This is a genomic window from Halopseudomonas pelagia CL-AP6 (assembly GCF_000410875.1).
GTDB classification, from domain to species: domain Bacteria; phylum Pseudomonadota; class Gammaproteobacteria; order Pseudomonadales; family Pseudomonadaceae; genus Halopseudomonas; species Halopseudomonas pelagia.
Window position 1 is genome coordinate 1 of the sequence record NZ_AROI01000034.1, and the last position, 18621, is coordinate 18621.

Consider the following 18621-nt stretch of genomic DNA (forward strand, 5'->3'; position numbering starts at 1 on the left):
GTGGGGCGGGCATGGCGGGTGTGGGAGTGGCGGCGTTGGTATGGCTCAGCGTGGCTAGCTCACGCGGTCACCAGCGCCTTTGCCGATAACCGTCTGCAGAATCAGTGCGAAATAGGTTTTCAATGTCAGTTTGGAAATCATTTCGGCATCGGTTTTTGCCAGCAGCAGCGGCATCGACATGTCGATGCCGCTAACCTGCGCTAGCCCGGTAATGCCAGGACGCACTGCGTAGACCCCAAGCGCATCACGCGCGGCGATCAGCTCAGGTTGATTGAACAGGTTAGGCCGGGGCCCGACCAGACTCATGTCGCCCCATAGCACGTTCCATAATTGCGGCAATTCGTCCAGTTTGGTTCTGCGCAGAAAGCTACCCAGCCGGGTAATCGAAGACGACGAAGCCAGATGACTGGCTACCGAAGCGGTATCCACAGCCATGGTCCGGAATTTCACCAGATTAAAGGGCTGTTTGTGGCGCCCTACCCGTTCCTGCAAGAACAACGGCGAACCTGTGTCAAACAAGCCGATGATATAAATAACGGCCAACACCGGGAAGCCAAGCACCAGCCCAGCCAAGGCAAAAACGAAATCAAAGAACCTGATCATCGCAACACCTCCTCGATCCGTGATCTACCGATACCGGTGGTGGCCATCCTGGCGTGCTGATGTGGGTGTCAATCTGTGCAGAGAAAGTGCTCCGCGGTCTTCTGCAGGGCGTCGTTTACACAGACCGGTGGTGCCCATCCCAATGTTTCGCGCGTGTGGCTAATATCGACCTGTAGCGAGCCACACAGCCGGTTGATCATGGTCTGCCGGCCCAATAGTTTGCCGCCCAGCTCAAGGAGCGCCACTGGAACAGGCACAAGCCTCGCCGGCCGATGGAGCGCCTTGCCCATGCGAGCCAACAATTGGGTGGTGGACAGATCCTCGCCGTCGCTGACAAGAAAGGTTTGGTTCGCGGCAGCCGGATGCTCGATGCAGGTCACTATCAGATCGACCAGGTTGTCGAGGGCAACCAGGCTGCGCTTGTTAGCAACCCGCCCCAGCGGTAGGGGGATGCCCTTGTGCAACCAGTTCATCATGCTACGCAGGTTGGCCTTTACCCCTGGGCCATACACAAGCACCGGCCGGATAATCACCAGCTCCATTCCAGACGCGTGCGCCAACGCCTTCAACCCCTGTTCGGCTTCCAGCTTGGAGATACCGTAGGGGTCAACGGGCGCCGGAGCGTCGTGCGCGGTGTAAGGCTTGCCCGGCGCGGTACCCTCGCCATTCACCTTGATGGAACTGACAAAGATAAAACGCCTGACCCCGGCGGCGATAGCTTGGCGCGCCAGGGCCAGCGTGCCCTCGACGTTGACCGCGCGAAATGCCGCCAAGGGGTCGGCGGTTTTATCCTGCATAACGTGAACGCGGGCGGCAGCATGTATGACTACTTGCGCACCCGCTAGATCTACTGGCTGACCTAGCTCACCTACAACCTGCTCAACGGCCCCAGGCAACCGCTCAGACATCTCTCGCACTAGTGCTCTGAGAGCATAGCCTTTAGCCAAGAGCGCCGTGACCAGGGCCAAGCCCACAAAGCCAGTTGCGCCGGTAATAAACACCTTGGGATGTTGTGTGGTCATATAAACCCCACCCGCTCTGGGCTTTTCAGCTGAGGTTATTCACTGCCCTGGCTGCACAACTCAAGAAGCCGCTCATATTCATTGATGATCAATTGATTGAACTGCTCATCTGCAAACTCACTTTCAACCCGCTGCCGACCATTGCGGCTGAACGTTGAGCGTAGCGGCTCATCTTTTAATAGCAAACTGATGGCTTGCGCGAGTTCATCTACCGTTTTAACCGGCACTAATAAGCCGGTCTGGCCATTGACGATGGCATCAGACAACCCATAAATGTCAGTGCCGATAGCCGGGACGCCCATAGCAGCCGCTTCGATCACCACAGTACCAAAGCCTTCGCGATAACTGGGCAGCACCAAGACATCAGCAATTGCCATAAACCGCTCTGGCTCATTGGAAAAGCCCGGCATAACCACCCTTTGCGATACCACTGCCGGCAAGCTACTGAGCAGAGCATCAACGTCCATCTCAGAGGGGCCCAGCAAGATCAAGTACGCATCTGCATTATCTGCAAGCACTTTTGCAAAAGCCTGGAGCAATTCAACGATGCCTTTATCCGCGGTCAGCCTACCCACATACAAGAGGATGTGAGAATCGGCTGGAAGCTGTAATTCCTCTTTTAATTTAAGATTTTCACCGCCGGTGAACCGAGCTGGATTAAAGCGCTTCAGATCTACGCCCGCCAAGGATCCAGTGCCCAGCACGCTGATGCGCTCGGAGCGAGCGACACCCCTGTCGACAATAAATTGTTTTTGCGACGGGCTGTCTGCGTAGCAGTGCGTATTTAGTGCGGTTATCAGCTTGTCACTGCGCTTGGAAAGCATATGTTTAACGCCGCTCAAGCCCACCCACGGCTGACCCGTAAACGTATGAAGCCTGACGGGAACACCTGCCAACTTCGCCGCCAGCGCACTCAGCAAGCCTGCTTTGGGCGTTGTTGAGTGGACGATCTGCGGCCGGTACCGCCGGAAGAAACGCCATAAAGCTAGCAATGCGCTTACATCTTTAAACAGGCTTATTTTTCTCGGGATGGGTATTGAGAGATACTGGGTACCGGCAATATCTTGAGTCAACCTGGGCTCGCTGGCGATTACCGTCACCTCGGCACCCGCTTTCGCTAGCGCCGCAATCTGCTCGCGCAACTGCGTCTCAACAAAAAAAACCACCGTCGACACTCTGACGATTCTAACCCCGTTGATCGTGCGTCTCTTTGCCGCCATCACAGCCTCTCATCGAGCACGTCTGCAATTGTGTTGCCCACCGGTTTCTCAGGCTGATAGTCCAAAACACGTTTCAGCTTGTGGGTGGGGTAATAGGTTCTAGCGACCAGCGCATCAATTCTCGAGGGTTTGACCGGGAATGATTTTATTCCTGAAAACAAAAAGGCCACGCGGCGCACCACGCTTTCAGGCAAGCGCACCGAGGGCGGAGCAACCTTAAGCGCCCTGGCCATAGCAGTGACTAATTCGGTTTGAGCGCAATCATTAGACAGATTGAACACCTCGCCGCGCGCGCGCGGGTCGAACCCGCATATCAGCAAACAACTGACCACATCATCAACATGGACGTAGGTTGCGACCGCATCCGCGCTGCCGACGTAAAAGAACAAGCGTTTTTTTATCAGCCGGGCCCATTGCCTGATGGCATTGTTGGGCATGCCTGGCCCATACACATTAGACGGTCTCAAGAGGGTGTAACTGAAAACCCCTTGTTCGGCTGCAGCACTGATCAGTTCATCAGCCCGGGTCTTGGTTAGCTCATATTGATTGGCTGGGGCGGTCACTGTTTCCTCGGTGACAATCCTCGGCGTATTTGGCTTATGCGTAACCGGCCCGTAAGCGCCCACGCTGCTTAACTGGACCCAATGCACCTGCTGGCCAGAGGTTTTTGCAACGGCCTTGCAGGCTTGGACTAGTCGACGGGTGGCGTCTACGTGCAGGGCTTCCATCAATGCCTGGTCATGCAATTCGCCGGCGCAATTAAATACCACTGCACATCCGTCAACCAGTTGCTCAAGATCATATGAGGCGTCTAACAGATCGCACTGCAGCAGCTCAATTGAAGCATCGCCCCCGGGTAAAGTTTGAGGCGGCTTGCGCGACAACATGCGCACTTGATGGCCCGCATTACATAATGCCTGCACCAAGCGCGCGCCAATAAAACCTGCACCTCCCGTCACTAACACCTTCATGGCCCAGACCTCACCCATGGTGTATAAAAACCGTACCCTTTAAAACCAGCCCACACTCAGAACCTCGTAAGGCAAAAAGGGCGACTTGCCCTCTCCGCGCTCAAGTAAAAAACCACGCCAAATACCCGCGATCGACACCAAGCCGGCGGCCAACATAGACACTTTAATCTGACGATCAAAATCCAACTGCAGGTGGGAGTAAGTGGCGAGAATGGACAGAGGAACCGAAAAAGACAGCAAATCCAAAAACCTTAACCCTGCGTAACTGAACTGGGTGAGCAGCCAGGCAGCGCTGATAAATACCGAGTATACGATGAACGCTTTCAGCTTCAGCTGCCGTGGCAAGCTACTCAACAGCATCCCCGCCAGCATAATCACCAGCGGCACCACCTTGCTCACGCCGGACAGCCCGCCTGGGGCTTGTAATTGTTGATAGGCTTGAATTTTCTCAAGCAGATAGAAATCGATAAATATCAACCCAACAGCAAAACCCAGCAACACCACCAGCAGGCCCAACAGGGTGGATAACCTAAGCCATGGCCGCTGGGTTAGCGCAATAAACAATAGGGAAAACAATGCAGAGTAATGAAAAAGCAGTGCCAGCAGGCCCACACAGAGGGCGGGCATGTCGCCTTTTCGCCTGAACACCTGGACCGCCAATAGCAGCAGCGCTGAGGCCAGGCCTATGCGCAACGCATTCATACTGTATTGGTAGGCAAACGCGGGCAAGAGATAGGCCAGCAATAGAAATCGTTCGTTGTGGTCCGAGCGCGCAACAAACCAGGCGATAAGGCCGAAAAACACCAAAGCCACGGCTCGCACGGCGATGTCTATGCTCGGCGCTAATGCGGCCAACAGCCAGCCAAGACCGAAAAAACCTGGCTCTATACCCTCCCAGCTATAACCCTCGGAAAACTGCTCGAACATCAACTGGTAGTTTGCGGTATCGGTACCCACGTTGTTACGTACAACCGCCACCAGGGTAAAAAAAGCCAGCATGGAAAAGATCAAAAACCTACCCTGGTAGCGAGTCGTCTGCTGAATCAATAAGACATTCAGCAAGAGGCCCCACCCGAGCAAATAGATCATCAGGACGCCTTGAGTGCGTTACCGACAGTGGACACGGCAACACGCTTGGCGTACTTAGCATTGGACCATAGGTATAAGCCCATCAATTGCAGCAGCGATATTTCTTTCAACTTGTAAATATGCCGGTAGGCTTCTAGCTCGCCTTTTTGCATTTTCCACAATGAGGCACTGAGCCCTGACTCGCCATAGCTCGCTTTAAACAGGTACGCCAACGGCAAGTCAGAGCGGTAACAAGCCAGGCCAGCAAAGCCCATTTCTAGCCATAATTGGTAGTCTTCACAATAGCGCTTGCCCTCTACAAAGCGCTGTTCAATGGCACGCTGCAGCATTACTGAGCGGGTAGAAAAGCGATTGGAGAGCAACAGGGTGTTTTTACTTACGCGGGTAAACGCGGAATCATCATTAACCGAGTAGCTTGGAGCGCCGCTGTTAGTCTTGGCCCATTGCTGACAGGCATGGCCCGTCAACGCCACCTCGGGGTGCTTGATCATCCAGCCATACTGAATCTCGATTTTCTGTGGATGCCAAGCATCGTCGGCGTCAAGAAAGGCAATATAGGGCTGCGTGGCAGCGGCCCAGCCGATATTGCGTGCCGTACCCGGCCCGGCATTCACCGGGGATGGAATCACCTTGACCCAATCCTGGCCATACTCGGTTTGTAATCTGTACAGCATTGCCAGCGTTGCATCTTTGCTGCAGTCATCAACCAGAATCACCTCTGCCGGCTTCAGCGTTTGTGCCACCACTGAGGCCAGCGCACGGCCAATGGTATTGCTGCAGTGGTAGCAAGGGATGATCACGCTGACCTGTGCTGACTCAGACATGAGTCGCTGTTCTGGCTTTAAGCGCATCGGCAGCCAGGGCTACACGCTCGCACCATACAGGTAAGTTGCTAGCAAGCTTGGCTTTGATGATCTGTTCGTTGCTGATCAGGTAATTCAGGCCTGACATGAGGGATTCGGCGGTCAGTTCCGGGGTGGGCAGAACCACCGGCATCTCACCCAGCAAATCTTTATTAATGCCCTTCGCCTTGACGCTATAGGCAATGGATAACGTTGGTACGCCGCTGGATAACGCGGCTATGGTGGCGTGCGTACGGGCGCCGATAAAGTAACGCAACTGGCTGATCACGTGTTTGATCTGGGCGGCGTTCACCTGCGCAGGCATGATGCGAACCGCCTCACCCAGTGCGTTCAGCTCTTGTAACATGCCCGCCATATAGCTCGCGTCGTTATTGCTCTGGGCCCCATCCAGCGGAACGACATGGGGTACGAGCAATACGCCAAAGCCTTTGGCTACTGCGTCTCGTATAAATTGAATCGCTTCGGCTCGCAGGTCTTGGCCATTGCGTTTGTAGCGCTCAATCAGCGGGCTAATATTAAAGCCGATAACGCCTTTGTCAGTCGCTTGCGGCCAAAAGGGGCTGGTATCTACCGGCTCTTTAGTTAGCGTGAACGCCGGGTCAGCCATTTGCATGACGTTATTAAGGCCGAGTGTTTGGGTCAAATACTGATAACTGATGGATTCCCTGACGGTGATCAGCGTCATTGTCGCCAGGTGCTTGCGAACCCTGGGCACAAACTGCGGTTCTTTTTCAAACGGCCCTACTGATGCCCCCCAGATACATACCGGCTTGCCAAGCTCTACGGCTAACTTGTCCATGCCCATCAACAGGGAGGGCAAACGGTAATCTAAGGAGTAATTGTCACCGCCTACCGACAGCACCACATCGACACTGTTTATCTGCTCGCGCAATGCGTCAGGAAACGCAAAAGGCCAACCCGCTGATTTAATCAATGCACAAGGCAGCCGCTGCAGATGCGCCCAGTACCTTGTCTGCCAGGGAATATAGGCGTCGACGAAGCGCACGCCATGCTCGGCGGCATCTGGCCATTGCTTTTTATCGCGGGTTATATCATCGGAAGGCACCAGCACTTCGACCTGGCCGAAGGTTTTATTCAACATCATCACCGTGCTTCGCACGATAGCTTCGCACCCGCGATTACTGAAGGATCGCTGACCGGTAAGATAAAATCTTTTCATTGTCAGTCCATGTAGTGATAGAAATCGGTAACCGTTTTCCTGGCCGAATAACAGACCTTCACATTCTCACGGGCCACACCGACCGCCAGCATCATCAGAACCGTGTGTTCGTCTTTAATATCAATCAGCTTGCGCAGCTTCAAATCATCCCCTGGCCCTTTGCTCCAATTCAGGCAGCATGACGATAGCCCAAGCGAATGCAGAGCCCAGATGATTGACATGGAAAACATGCCGCCATCAATCCAATGCTGGTAACGCTCGCCTGCGGTATCAAATGCTGACAGATCGGCGCATAGAATCAACAAACAAGGGATTTCATGACCAAATCCGCGATTGCCGTTCTGTAATAACAGCGCGGTATCGATGTCTGAACGGGCGTTAAGACAATACACAAAGGTGGCCTGTCTGTTGCAAACCGACGGGGTATTGAGTGCCAACAACAGCGCCTTTTCAATATCTTCTTTTGCCACAGCTTCAGAGCTGAAATCTCTGACTGAAACGCGTGACGAAAAAAAGGCTTCAGGGTCGGCTAACTTGCCCGATTGCAACGAGACTAAATTCTTCTCCAGCACACCGCCTTGCCCGGAAGCAATGTCTTTATGCTGCTGCCAAAAGTCGATTACCCCCAACCGATCCTGCTTTTGCTGTACCGGCGCTAGCGCAATAAAATCCCCCAGTACTTTCAAGCCAATCTTTTCGTGAAAGGTAAAGCCACCCTTTATTGCCTGAGACCGTTTGAGATGCCGTACCAGATCATCGGCGGCGCTCCACCCTGACTCAGGATCACGATTGCGGAAGCTCAAACTCTTCTCAAGCCGATGATATATTTTCGCCGCCTTGTAATCCCTTACCGAATAACGGCTTGGCAATCGCCACCCGGCGTATCTGAAATACCTGTAAAAATCATATTGATAACCAAGGTAGGTGCTGACGATATCTCTTATCGGCCTAAGAGCATCTTTAACGTTCTTGCTTATCTTCATAGCGTCACATCACTTTTGTTGAATACGCGCTTAGTGCCTTTAAAGTACAACAGCAACAACACAACCTCACTTGCAACCGTGGCCACCGCTGCACCTGCTACCCCATAGAGGGGAATTAGCCATAGGTTCAACCCGATGTTAATGACCGCGGTTATGCCCATATAAAGCACTTTGGCTCGCATATGTTCAAGCGTTACTAATACGGAGCCCACGCTCGTGGCGACAAAGCGAATGGGCGCGCCCAGCGCAAGAATGGTTAAAGGCAATACAGCGCCCAGGTAGCCGTGATCAAACAGCAAGACAACGCCCCACGGTGCCAACAGCCATATACTCAGCATAGCCAGCACACCCACGAACAACATGATTTTGTTGCCCGAGCGATAAACCTGATAAAACTGGGTGCGGTCATGGCTTGCCCAGCGGTGTATTTTGGGCAGTAGGAATTTCTGAAATATAACGCTCGGCAGCATATAGACCGCTGTCATTATCAGAAAGGCGACATTATAAATCCCTGCCGCTTCGTCACCATCAAGATACTTGAGCAGAATGACATCGCTCTGAAAATAGACAAGATGGAAAACACCCGCCAAGCCGAAGGGCCAGGTCTGTTTGGCTACCTCTCTCATGTTGAATGATCGGCCAACGCCACTGGCACTGAGATCCCGCGGCCCGTGACCTTGAAGCGCCAACCGGCCTTGGAACATCCGCCAGATCACTAAAGCCGCAGCCAAGAACACACTAATGGAGATGAGCGCGTATATATAAGCAACACGGTTGGGCGTCATCACTTCCAACACCGCTACCATAAAGACTGCAACCAACAACAAGCGCAATAGGTGAGGGAGGAATTGCCATAATGCCAAGACAGCATAGCGGCCCTCTAGCTGTAATTTTGCACTGACCAGCTCCACGCCGACCTGGCCAAGCACATAGGTTGCAAGCAGTACAAGCAGATAACGCGTGACGTCATCGTGGGGGCCAAACTGGGCCCAGATCAGTATCAGCGCCAACGCCAACACCGTTGTATAGGTGGCAAACCTGAGAGAGCCACGCAGCCAGCGCACGGCCTGCCACCCTTCTTCACCGAACACTTTGAGCCAGAACCCACCGACGCCGAAACTGGCCAGGGGCGTGACCAGTGATACCGTCGCCAGGGCAGCGGCGAATGCGCCGAACGCACCGGGGCCTAGCTCACGCGCAATGAGCACCTGCGTAAGAAAAGCACAGCCCGCGCCGAGTATTGAGCCAAGCCACAACAAGGAGATTGCTTTGATAGCGAGCTGTCTACGCATTCAAGAACCAAAGCATACGGCTAGGTGTTTGCATCATCATTTAACGTTAAGCCATCCAGCTTGAGTTGCCCGTTTGGGCGGCAGGTTTTGCGCGCTTTCTTTCATTTTTGAAGATTAACTACGGGCATTAATGTGGTTTCTATTCTTACGCCGGCGTAGCGCGATGCACACTGAAGCCGTCGCGCTGGCCAACATCCCGCCAAGTACCACCCCTAGCAGCACAATCATCGCCTTATTGGGCCTGGCAGGATTTTCAGGCACATCCGCGGCGCTATCCAATGTGAACAACTGGGCCAGTTCGGGAAGCGGCTCAACCAGATTCAGCATTGCTATCTCGAGCTGCAACCCACGAAGCGGGCCAATAAAAGGATCATCGTTCTTGCGCGCCTGCAGCAATGCGAGTTCTGCGCTAATCGCCTTGGTACCATTGAGGAACAGCATACTGCCATCGGACATCTGCGCGGTATCAGCCGCAGGCGAACCACCCACGGTCACCTGGGTGCTGCCCCCGGTCACCTGGGGGTTCTCAAGCCCTATCGCCTCAGCAACTGACAGGGCCTCTTGCAACCTGGCGATCCGGTCGCGACGCTGATCATTGGCAGAAACACGCAGCGCTTCAATGTGCTCTTCCAGCTCCCGGCGTTTGTTATTTACCTGGGCACGCGTGTTCTTCTCCAGATCGGCCAGTGCGCGCCGAGAGGCTTCCGCTATAAAGCTGTTGGCCAATTGCGCTGCGCGCTCTGGGTCGCTCAGATTGACTTGGACTGCATAGTTGTCTGGATTGCTTCGCACGTCAGGCACATAAACAATCAACACCTCGCCCTTTTGCCCGAGCAGGTTGCCGCGCGTGCCGGAAATGCGCTGCTCTTGCAGGTAAGGAAGGTAAAGCTCCTGGTAGAACCAGCGTCTGGAGGCTTGCGATCTCAGGTTGCGAGTGAAGATAGCATAAGCCTCTTCCACGCCCAGCGGCTTAATCTCGGCCTGATCCCGCCCCAGATTAATGGGCGCGATGTCAGCTGCGTGTGGGGGCATGACCCTTGCCGTCGCTTGATACACTGGCGTAGCGAGCAGTGCATAAGCCACAGCGATCAGAATGACCAAGCCGGCGATGCCGACCATCAACCATTTTTGCTGCCACAGTTGCTGGGCCAGCTCGAACAAGTCGATCTCGTCACTCCTGCTGTATCGTCGCGCGGTGGTGGGGGTGGTCACAGTGGCTCCGATGCTGGCTATGGAGTGCTAGTTGGCTGTGTAAGTACGCTACCGCCACAAGATTCACTGTCGGATTCTTGAGAACGAGCATTGCCAGGTGTTTTTCGTTGTTATTCTGGTGATCTGTGTGCGGCCGGCACCAGTCTGTTTCACTATAGCCGACCAACGCGAATTATCACGGAAGCGGCCCTTTTTCCTCGCTAAGGCTCGGATTCGCAAAAACTTCGAGTTATGATTCGCCTCTATGAAAATTCTCAAGTTTAACAGTCAGATAAGCTTTCTCCCCGGGCAACGCACTGGCATTGCATGCAGGCTACTTCTGGTTCGCCGTGATCTATGCGGTTGAGCATTCCAGGCAGTGGCGGGCAGTGGCGGCCCCTATTCAAAGTGCTCTTTTTTGCGGTGCTGACGCTAGCACTCTACCTAGGCCTACGCCCCTCACCGACCCCTGCCAGCTATACCTGGGTGAGCGACCTGTATCACGCGGGCGGGCTATTCTCTTTGATGCTGCTGAGCTATCTGAGCTTCCCACGTTGGTACTGGTGGGCGCGGGGCCTGGCGATATTCGGTCTTGGTGCTGTCATTGAGTATGTGCAGTCGTTTCATCCGATGCGCGTTGCTGATTGGTTTGATCTGGTGGTGAACGGCGTTGGCGTGGTGGTTGGTTGGCTGGTTATCTTGTTGCTGCAATGGTGGGGAAAGCGCAGCGCAAGGGAGTGATGCACAGACTCACTTTTCTAGAACCTGACAATGGATCCCCGCGTTCGCGAGGATGACGGAGTAAGAGCGAGAATGACGGAGCAAGAGCGAGGATGACCGAATAAGGGCGAGAATGACCGAATAAGGGCGAAGATGACGCGGGTGTGTATTCGGTTCGCCTGGTTCTTGTGGGAGCGGCGGCCTCGCCGCGAAAGAGGCCGCCCAAAACACCCATCTACCGAACGCCCCCCCAGCCCCTTCGCGGCGAGGCCGCCGCGCCTACCAGGGTGGGTTGATAAGTCAGCTGCGCTTGGTTGGCGGGCCGAAGCCGTCTGAGCTGGTGACTACCTGCCCAGCTGGCGCTGCGGGCTTGCGTTTGGCGGCGGGTTTGGATTTGGGGCGCTTTTTGCCTTCTTTCTTTTTGTCGTCTTTTTTCTTCTTGCTACCCACCGGCTTGCCGGAGGATTTGGTCTTCTTCGGTCCTTTGTAACTACCGGGCAGCTCTTTGACCAAACGACGCTCGAACTGCCGGCGCAGATAGCGCTCGATACTCGACATCAAATTCCATTCGTGCGGCGCTACCAGCGAAATGGCGATGCCTTCCGCCCCTGCCCGCCCGGTACGACCCACGCGGTGCAGGTAATCATCGCCACTGCGCGGCATGTCGAAGTTGATGACCAGATCCAGCTCGTCAATATCCAGACCGCGCGCGGCAACGTCGGTGGCGACCAGTATGCCGACATGGCCTTGTTTAAGCCGCTCTATGGCCAGTTTGCGGTCTTTCTGGTCTTTCTCCCCGTGCAGCACATACACACGCAGATCCATGGCCCGCAGCACGCCGTTGAGGCGATCCGCCATGACCCGGGTGTTGGTAAAGACGATGGCTTTGCCGGGGCTTTCGTTGACCAGCAGCCACTTGAGCAGGGCTTCTTTATGAGCCTGGTCGTCGGCGGCGATCACCTGTTGGGTGATGGCCGGGGTGTCATCGCGCACGGTGCTGAGTTGCAGCAGATTCGGGGTACGCTGAACCTCTTCCACCACGCGCTTGAGCGCGGCACTGCCTTTGGTCGCGGAGAACAGCATGGTCTGGCGTTCCGGCGGGCAGGCATTGGCCAGCTTCATGACATCTTCGGTGAAGCCCATATCGAGCATGCGATCGGCTTCATCTAGCACCAGTACCTGGATGGACGAAAGAATCAGGCTGTTGGCGGCCAGATGTTCCAGCGCACGGCCCGGCGTGGCAATGATGATGTCCGGGTTTTTGCGCATTTTGGCTGATTGAACTTTGAAGTCTTCACCGCCGGTGATCAGCTCTGCCTTGATAAAGGTGAACTTGGCGAAGCGCTGCACTTCGCTGAGGATTTGCCGTGCCAGTTCGCGGGTGGGTAGCAGAATCAAAGCACGAGGCTCAAGGGCCTGACTCTCCTCGGTCATCAACCGCTGCAATAGGGGCAGCACGAAGGCGCCAGTTTTGCCGCTGCCGGTCTGGGCGATGACGTGCAGATCGTTGCCCTCGATGGCCAGGGGGATGGCTGCCTCCTGGACCTGGGTCGGGGTGTCGAACTTGAGTTCTTCAAGACCTTTGAGCAGACGTTCGTGCAGGGCAAATTCGCTAAACAAGGATGCTTACCTCGGGGGACGGCGGTGATCGGGTTGAATGGTGGGTAGTGTAACACCGTGGTGGCGGGAGGAAGGTCAAAATGGATTCCCGCCTGCGCGGGAATGACGATGAAGGGGCGGGAATGACCAGCGGGGGGCTGGAATGACGAGGGGGCTGGAATGACCAGCGGGGGCGCGGGAATGACGAGTGGGAGGCGGGAATGACGAGTGGGGGCGGGAATGACTGGGAGCGGCGGGCGTGGGTAGGAGCGGCGGCCTCGCCGCGAAGGGTTTGGTGGGTATTCAGGGCTTGGGTATCTTGGGCGGCCTTTTTCGCGGCGGGGCCGCCGCTCCCACCAACATCAAGGGGGGGGCGTCGAGGCGCGGGAATGACTGCGCAATGCACAGAAATAAAAAACCGGCGCCCCTACCAGAATCGGTATGTACCCACATCACCGGTAGGAGAGCCCATCTGGGCGTAGAACCCTGGGAGTGTCGAGTTCCATCTCGACACAAGTGCTCGTAACGACTCAGTTGGTCGAGGTGGAACTCGACCGTCCCAGGCACTAACCCCATCGCGCCGAGGCCAGCGCTCCCACAAAAAAAGGGGCATCCGAGGATGCCCCTTAAAACCCAAACGATTACTTGAGCAGCACTATGACTTAACGAACACCCGATGCACGCAGAGCGGCAGGAGTGAACTGGTTGTAGCTCGGCTTGAAGTCAAACTGTGGAGCAGAGACTTCTTCGGTGTACATGCCCAGGGCGATGTAACGGCCGGCCAACAGGTCATACAGGGTTTCGATCGAGTAACCCGGCAGCTTTTCTTTGTAGTTGAAGCCTACATGGCCTTCGCCTACGCGCCAGAGCGTACCGCGACCGTCGTAATGGTCAGCCAGGGTGATCAGCCAGGAATCTTCGTCCAGGAAGAAGTTACGCTGGGCGTAGATATGACGCTGACCGGATTTCACATTACCCTGTACTTCCCACACGCGGTGCAGCTCGAAACGGGTGTGCTCGGGGTTGATGTGACCTGCCTTGAGGACGTCATCGTACTTGACATCACGCTGAGCCATTTTGTAGCTGTTGTACGGAATGTAGATTTCCTTCTTGCCAACCATCTTCCAGTCATAACGGTCAGGTGCACCGTTGTACATGGCGAAGTTGTCAGAAGTACGCATGCCGTCCGAAGCGGTACCTGGGCCGTCATAGGCTACCTGAGGTGCGCGACGTACGCGACGCTGGCCAGCGTTGTAAACCCACGCCATGCGTGGCTCTTTCAACTGATCCAGGGTGTCGTGTACCAGCAGTACGTTACCCGCCAGACGGGCCGGTGCGTTTACACGCTGCTTGAAGAACAGCAGGGTGTTGGGCACGGTCGACGCGTCAACGTCATCCATCAATTGCGGGTAGCCCACTTCCTCTTCCAGCTTGATGAGGGTGTAGGAACCGTTGGTTTGCGGCATGGCCTGCATGTACCAGCGCTTGATGTTTACGCGATAGCGGGTGTTGTGGTTCCAGACGACTTCTGCGCCCGACTTTGGAATCGGGAAGGCGAAGGTGCCGTGGGAGAAGTTATCGATACCGTCGCCGCCGTTAACCAGCGTGGCCTGACCAGCAGTACGCTTGACCTGGTCATACACTGACTGCGGGTAACCGACAGTACGGTGCGTCTTGTAGATCGGCATCTGGAAGGTTTCCGGATAACGTTCAAACAAGGCAACCTGGCCAGGCGTCAGGTGATCACGGTGTTCCTGGTAGTTCTGGGCAGTAATAACGAACTCGGGTTGCTCATTGGCAAAGGGGTTCGATTGGAAGTTCTCACCCAGCATCTGACCAGCATCAGGACCAATACCGCCGGTCCACTCGGGGATAGTGCCCGCAGCGTTGCCGGCTTTTTCTGCACCCACTGGCGTCAGCGAGTTGCCCAGGCTGTCAATTTCTGCCTGAGTCAGGCTTTGAGCCATAACGGAGGATGCCAGCAGGCTAAGAGCCAGACCACCAGCACCCAATAGAGTTTTTTTCATACGCATCATAATTTTTATTCTCCAGTTGCTGGTCTTAGAAGCTTACGCTGAGACTTGCGGACACGAAGTCACGATCGACGTTTGTGTTGTATTTTCCGTCAAAGAAATCAGTGTAGCTCAAGCTGGCGGTGTACTTGTTGGCGTAGTCGGCGTTGAGACCGAGACTAACGGCCTTGGAGCCTTCGTTAAAGTTCGGACCCCAACCATCTACGTCGTGGGACCAGGTCAAACTTGGGCTCAAGTTGACGCCAGCGATTACGTTGCTGTAGTCCAGTGAAGCGCGAACACGGTAACCCCAAGAGCTGCTGGAGTAGAAACCGTCGGACTCACACCAGCTGTTGGCATACTTTGAGAAAGGAGCTGCAGCCTGAGAAGCACAGCTGCCGTCCGCAGTTGGGCTCTGACCAAACAACGAATCGCGACCGTAGAAGGTCGAACCGTCTGTGTGGCTTAAGCCTTCAATGTAGTTGTAACCTGCTTCACCCACCAGTGACAGACGGCTTGCGCCCAGAACACGCTCAATAAAGTGAATAGCCGTTACTTGAGCCTGATACATACCTTTGCGGTCATAGCCTTGAATGTAATCGCCGCCGGTATAAGCCTGGTCTCGACCAATCACTGCACCACTACCTGTCAAAGCTGCAAGACTCATGCTGCCGGTAGTGATCTGCATAGGCTGATTGGGACGATAGCTGACTTCACCACTGACTGCCGTGCCGGAGATATTGGTAGCAAAGCTAACGCCGAAGAGACGAATGTCTTCAGGATATTCGAAGAAATAGCCAGCTCCGCCATTCAGCCCACCCAACCCAGGACCATTACCATTAGGCACTAGCGGGTTAAAAGGGCCTTGTATGTTGCTGTAGATAGGCGCGCGGCTGTGGTAATTCATCGCGTAGAAACCGAACTCAGTATCATTCAATGCCGCAGCGTAGTAGCGGAAGGCAACACCGAACTGACCACTATCACTGGCATCTTCGTCCTTCTGGGCACGGGCAATGATATCACCGCTGAGGCTTGGATCACCTTGAGGCCGATCAGCGCCAGCGTACACTAGGCGGTCATTACAGCCCGTGGCCAGGGTGTCAGCACCGAAGAAGGTACCGCAGTTATCGATAGCAAATGGCGCCCACTTCAGCTGGTAGAACGCTTCCATGGAAAGGTTATCTGTCAAACCCTGGGAGATATAGAGCATCTCAACTGGCAGCAGACCCTCTTTGATCTCGGCGCCTGGACGACGGAATGCAGCCACGTCAACCGGGTTGATCGAGTTGATCGAGTTCTGGATGAAAGTACTCTCACCCCAGCTCACGACCTGACGACCCAGACGGACGTTACCGGGAGTATTGCCGATGGTGTAGTTGTGGTAGACGAAAGCGTCAAGCAGCGCAGTACCAGCACCCTTCACCAACGGTGGGCGACCTGAATCATCGATATCGTAGAAACGCTGGCTGCCATCTTTGGTTTCAAAGTCGTACCAGTATTTACCACGGAAGAATGCACCAGAGTCGCCATAGTTCAATTCAAGGTCATGAACACCGCGGAAAATCTTGGAGAAAACGTCACCAGCCTTGTAGTTCAGACGACCATCGTCTGAGGTACGCGCAACAGCTTGGCCACCCTGAGGATCGCCATCGACTGCGGTCTGGAAATGGACGAAGCGCCTGTCAGCATTCTGCGTCGACATGCTCGCGCCGATCGACAGCTGCGAGTCAAACTGGGCTTGAACATCACCAATATTGAAGCTAACTGCGTTAGCTGATCCAGCAAAGCTGGCTAGTCCGATGGCCAGCGGCAGTGCCGCGAGGGACCAAGCATGCATTTTTTTTGTCATTGTGCTGCTCCGTTAGATTGAATCATGGACACCAGCAGGCCGGGAGGCGTCTGGCATCGGGGATAAGTCTGTCACGGAGAATGGTTTTGATTTGTCCCAAACGGACGAATACTTTGTCCTTCAGGGACATTCATGGTCTGAATGGCCACTATCTGTTAGCCGCAATTATCTGTTGCATGCTTTTGCATAATAAGCACTTTTGAATTATGTTGTTAAAACACGAGTTAGTTCTCAGCGACCATAAAAATAAATAGAAAGAGAGCTCTGCCACTATGAACCAGATACTTCATCCGTTGCCCTGTGCGCGGCTGCAGGAGCGGGCTTTTTGGGCTCAAGGGATTGGCCTGACACTAAATGAGTACGGCCGGTCGGTTGCTGACCTGCCGGTGGATTTGCGCGAGTTCTGCTCGCCAAGTGACCTGAGCATGGCGCGGATCAGCCAGACTGACATGAACCGCCTGTGGTATGCGGCGGCCAAGCTTTCGCAGGACGATTGCTTTGGCATAAAGATGGGTGAGGTATACCGCTCCAATACGCTCAAGGTGCTCGCGCTGGCTGCTGTGTCCAGTGAGACCATTGGCCAGGCGGTTCAGCGCATCATTCGCTTCTTCCCGGTGTTCAGCACCCAGGTGCAGCTCTACTCAGTGGAAGACGAGCAACATCTGACCGTGTACTTCCAACCTAAAGGCGCACCCCACCCCATGCATATGGAGGCGCTGGTGACCCATTGCCAGAATATATGGAGGGCCCTGGAGACGGCGTCCATGCCGCTGGTATTGGAAACCCGCCTGATCGGTGACCATGAAAAATCCCGTTCTCGCTGTGAGCAGGTATTTGGCAAGCGCATACGCCTGGGCTCCAAACGGATTGCAGTCAGGCTGAACCGGCAGGTATTGGCGACCCCGCTGTCGAGCGCTGATGCCTTTCTGCTTAAACGCCTGGATAGTTCGCTGGAAGACATGCTCGGGAATATGCCGAACGTTGACTTTGCCGAGCAAGTGAAGCAGCGCATTCGCGTACTGGTGGCTGAGCGTGAAGTATCCGAGGATCTGGTCGCTACGCCATTCAATATGAGCCCCCGGCACTTGCGCCGTAAACTCAGCGAAACCCAAACCACCTATGAAAAGCTGCTGGACGAAGTGCGTATGGAGTTGGCAATACGCCTGATTCAAGACGGCAAGCTGAATCTGGGCCGCATCGCCTTTGAACTGGGCTTTCTGGACCCCAGTAGCTTTACCCGGGCCTTTCGCCGCTGGACCAATATGAGCCCGACGGCGTTTCGTGATCAATTCAGGCAGACCGACAGTACCGCTCTGTGATGCCGTTCGCAGGCTGACAGGTGGGTCGTCATCCTCGCACAGGCGAGATCTAGCATAGCCCTCATCCTCGCGAAAGCAGGATCTAGCACCCCTGTCATCCTCGCGTACGCGGGATCTGGCACCCCCGTCATCCTCGCGAAAGCGGGGATCTAGCACCCTCGTCATCCTCGCGAAAGCGGGGATCTAGAACCCTCCTCATCCCCGCGAAAGCGGGGATCTAGCACCCTCGTCATCCTCGCGAAAGCGGGGATCTAGCACCCTCGTCATCCTCGCGAAAGCGGGGATCCATTGGCGGGTTTAAAAACAGCGGGTTTGTGCCTTTTGTGGTGCGGCTGGATTGGTGGGTATTCGGTAGGCTGGTGCGGTAGGCAGCCTCCATCGCGGCGGGGCCGCCGCTCCCACAAGAACCAGGCGAGCCGAATGCATATCTCCGTCATTTTCCGCCACCCTCACGCAGCCAGGGCCCCAAACACCACTGCCATCCTCGTGAAGGCGGGATCTAGCCCCCCCGTCATCCTCGCGAAAGCGGGGATCCATTGGCGGGTTTGGGCACGCGAATTTGTGCCTACCGAGCACCAAGGTCAAAATGGATTCCCGCCTGCGCGGGAATGACTAGTGTTTCGTCATCCTCGCGAAAGCGGGGATCCATTGGCGGGTTTGAGAGCGCAGAAGTACAAAGCAAAAAAAGGAGCCCGAAGGCTCCTTTTT

Annotated in this window: 15 protein-coding genes; 2 read left to right on the forward strand and 13 right to left on the reverse strand. The window is 55.1% G+C overall.

Annotation, left to right across the window (positions count from 1 at the left end; genetic code table 11):
* Positions 1-54 precede the first annotated feature (54 nt).
* The 10 genes from K787_RS0119295 to K787_RS0119340 all read right to left on the reverse strand — a co-directional run bounded on the left by K787_RS0119295 (position 55) and on the right by K787_RS0119340 (position 10435).
* Entirely contained in the window at positions 55-603 is a 549-nt protein-coding gene (locus K787_RS0119295; protein WP_022964453.1) for a sugar transferase, read from the reverse strand.
* Between the two features lie 68 nt (positions 604-671).
* Positions 672-1625, reverse strand: a complete 954-nt coding sequence (locus K787_RS0119300; protein WP_022964454.1) for a UDP-glucose 4-epimerase family protein — start codon at positions 1623-1625, stop codon at positions 672-674.
* 35 nt (positions 1626-1660) lie between these two features.
* Positions 1661-2845 (reverse strand): glycosyltransferase family 4 protein, encoded by a 1185-nt coding sequence (locus K787_RS0119305; protein WP_040641156.1) that lies wholly within the window; start codon positions 2843-2845, stop codon positions 1661-1663.
* Entirely contained in the window at positions 2845-3834 is a 990-nt protein-coding gene (locus K787_RS0119310) for an NAD-dependent epimerase/dehydratase family protein (RefSeq protein WP_022964456.1), read from the reverse strand. The genes K787_RS0119305 and K787_RS0119310 overlap by 1 nt, the downstream gene beginning before the upstream one ends.
* 21 nt (positions 3835-3855) lie before the next feature.
* Positions 3856-4905, reverse strand: coding sequence for an EpsG family protein (locus tag K787_RS0119315; protein ID WP_022964457.1), 1050 nt, complete (start codon positions 4903-4905; stop codon positions 3856-3858).
* Positions 4905-5729: a glycosyltransferase family 2 protein gene (locus K787_RS0119320; RefSeq protein ID WP_022964458.1), complete on the reverse strand. Its 825-nt coding sequence runs from the start codon at positions 5727-5729 to the stop codon at positions 4905-4907. Before K787_RS0119320 ends, K787_RS0119315 begins: the two co-directional genes overlap by 1 nt.
* On the reverse strand, positions 5722-6948 hold the full coding sequence (locus tag K787_RS0119325) for a polysaccharide pyruvyl transferase family protein (protein ID WP_022964459.1): 1227 nt from the start codon (positions 6946-6948) through the stop codon (positions 5722-5724). Before K787_RS0119325 ends, K787_RS0119320 begins: the two co-directional genes overlap by 8 nt.
* Positions 6949-6950: 2 nt before the next feature.
* Positions 6951-7931, reverse strand: coding sequence for a nitroreductase family protein (locus tag K787_RS24420; RefSeq protein ID WP_052185419.1), 981 nt, complete (start codon positions 7929-7931; stop codon positions 6951-6953).
* Positions 7928-9223 (reverse strand): oligosaccharide flippase family protein, encoded by a 1296-nt coding sequence (locus K787_RS0119335; RefSeq protein WP_022964461.1) that lies wholly within the window; start codon positions 9221-9223, stop codon positions 7928-7930. Before K787_RS0119335 ends, K787_RS24420 begins: the two co-directional genes overlap by 4 nt.
* Before the next feature lie 114 nt (positions 9224-9337).
* The gene (locus tag K787_RS0119340) at positions 9338-10435 is read right to left on the reverse strand and encodes an LPS O-antigen chain length determinant protein WzzB (RefSeq protein ID WP_022964462.1); all 1098 of its coding nucleotides are present in this window, start codon (positions 10433-10435) and stop codon (positions 9338-9340) included.
* Between the two features lie 336 nt (positions 10436-10771).
* Here K787_RS0119340 and K787_RS0119345 point away from each other — a divergent pair, with 336 nt between their 5' ends.
* On the forward strand, positions 10772-11155 hold the full coding sequence (locus K787_RS0119345) for a VanZ family protein (protein ID WP_022964463.1): 384 nt from the start codon (positions 10772-10774) through the stop codon (positions 11153-11155).
* Positions 11156-11434: 279 nt separating this feature from the next.
* Here K787_RS0119345 and K787_RS0119350 read toward each other — a convergent pair whose 3' ends face one another.
* From K787_RS0119350 to K787_RS0119360, 3 genes are all read right to left on the reverse strand, one after another.
* Positions 11435-12754 (reverse strand): DEAD/DEAH box helicase, encoded by a 1320-nt coding sequence (locus K787_RS0119350; protein WP_022964464.1) that lies wholly within the window; start codon positions 12752-12754, stop codon positions 11435-11437.
* Positions 12755-13395: 641 nt separating this feature from the next.
* Positions 13396-14760, reverse strand: a complete 1365-nt coding sequence (locus tag K787_RS0119355; protein ID WP_028615120.1) for a DUF1329 domain-containing protein — start codon at positions 14758-14760, stop codon at positions 13396-13398.
* 34 nt (positions 14761-14794) lie between these two features.
* Positions 14795-16594, reverse strand: coding sequence for a DUF1302 domain-containing protein (locus K787_RS0119360; RefSeq protein WP_022964466.1), 1800 nt, complete (start codon positions 16592-16594; stop codon positions 14795-14797).
* A gap of 272 nt (positions 16595-16866) precedes the next feature.
* On the opposite strand from K787_RS0119360, the gene K787_RS0119365 reads away from it, so the two are divergent.
* Positions 16867-17913, forward strand: a complete 1047-nt coding sequence (locus K787_RS0119365; protein ID WP_022964467.1) for a helix-turn-helix domain-containing protein — start codon at positions 16867-16869, stop codon at positions 17911-17913.
* Positions 17914-18621 lie beyond the last annotated feature (708 nt).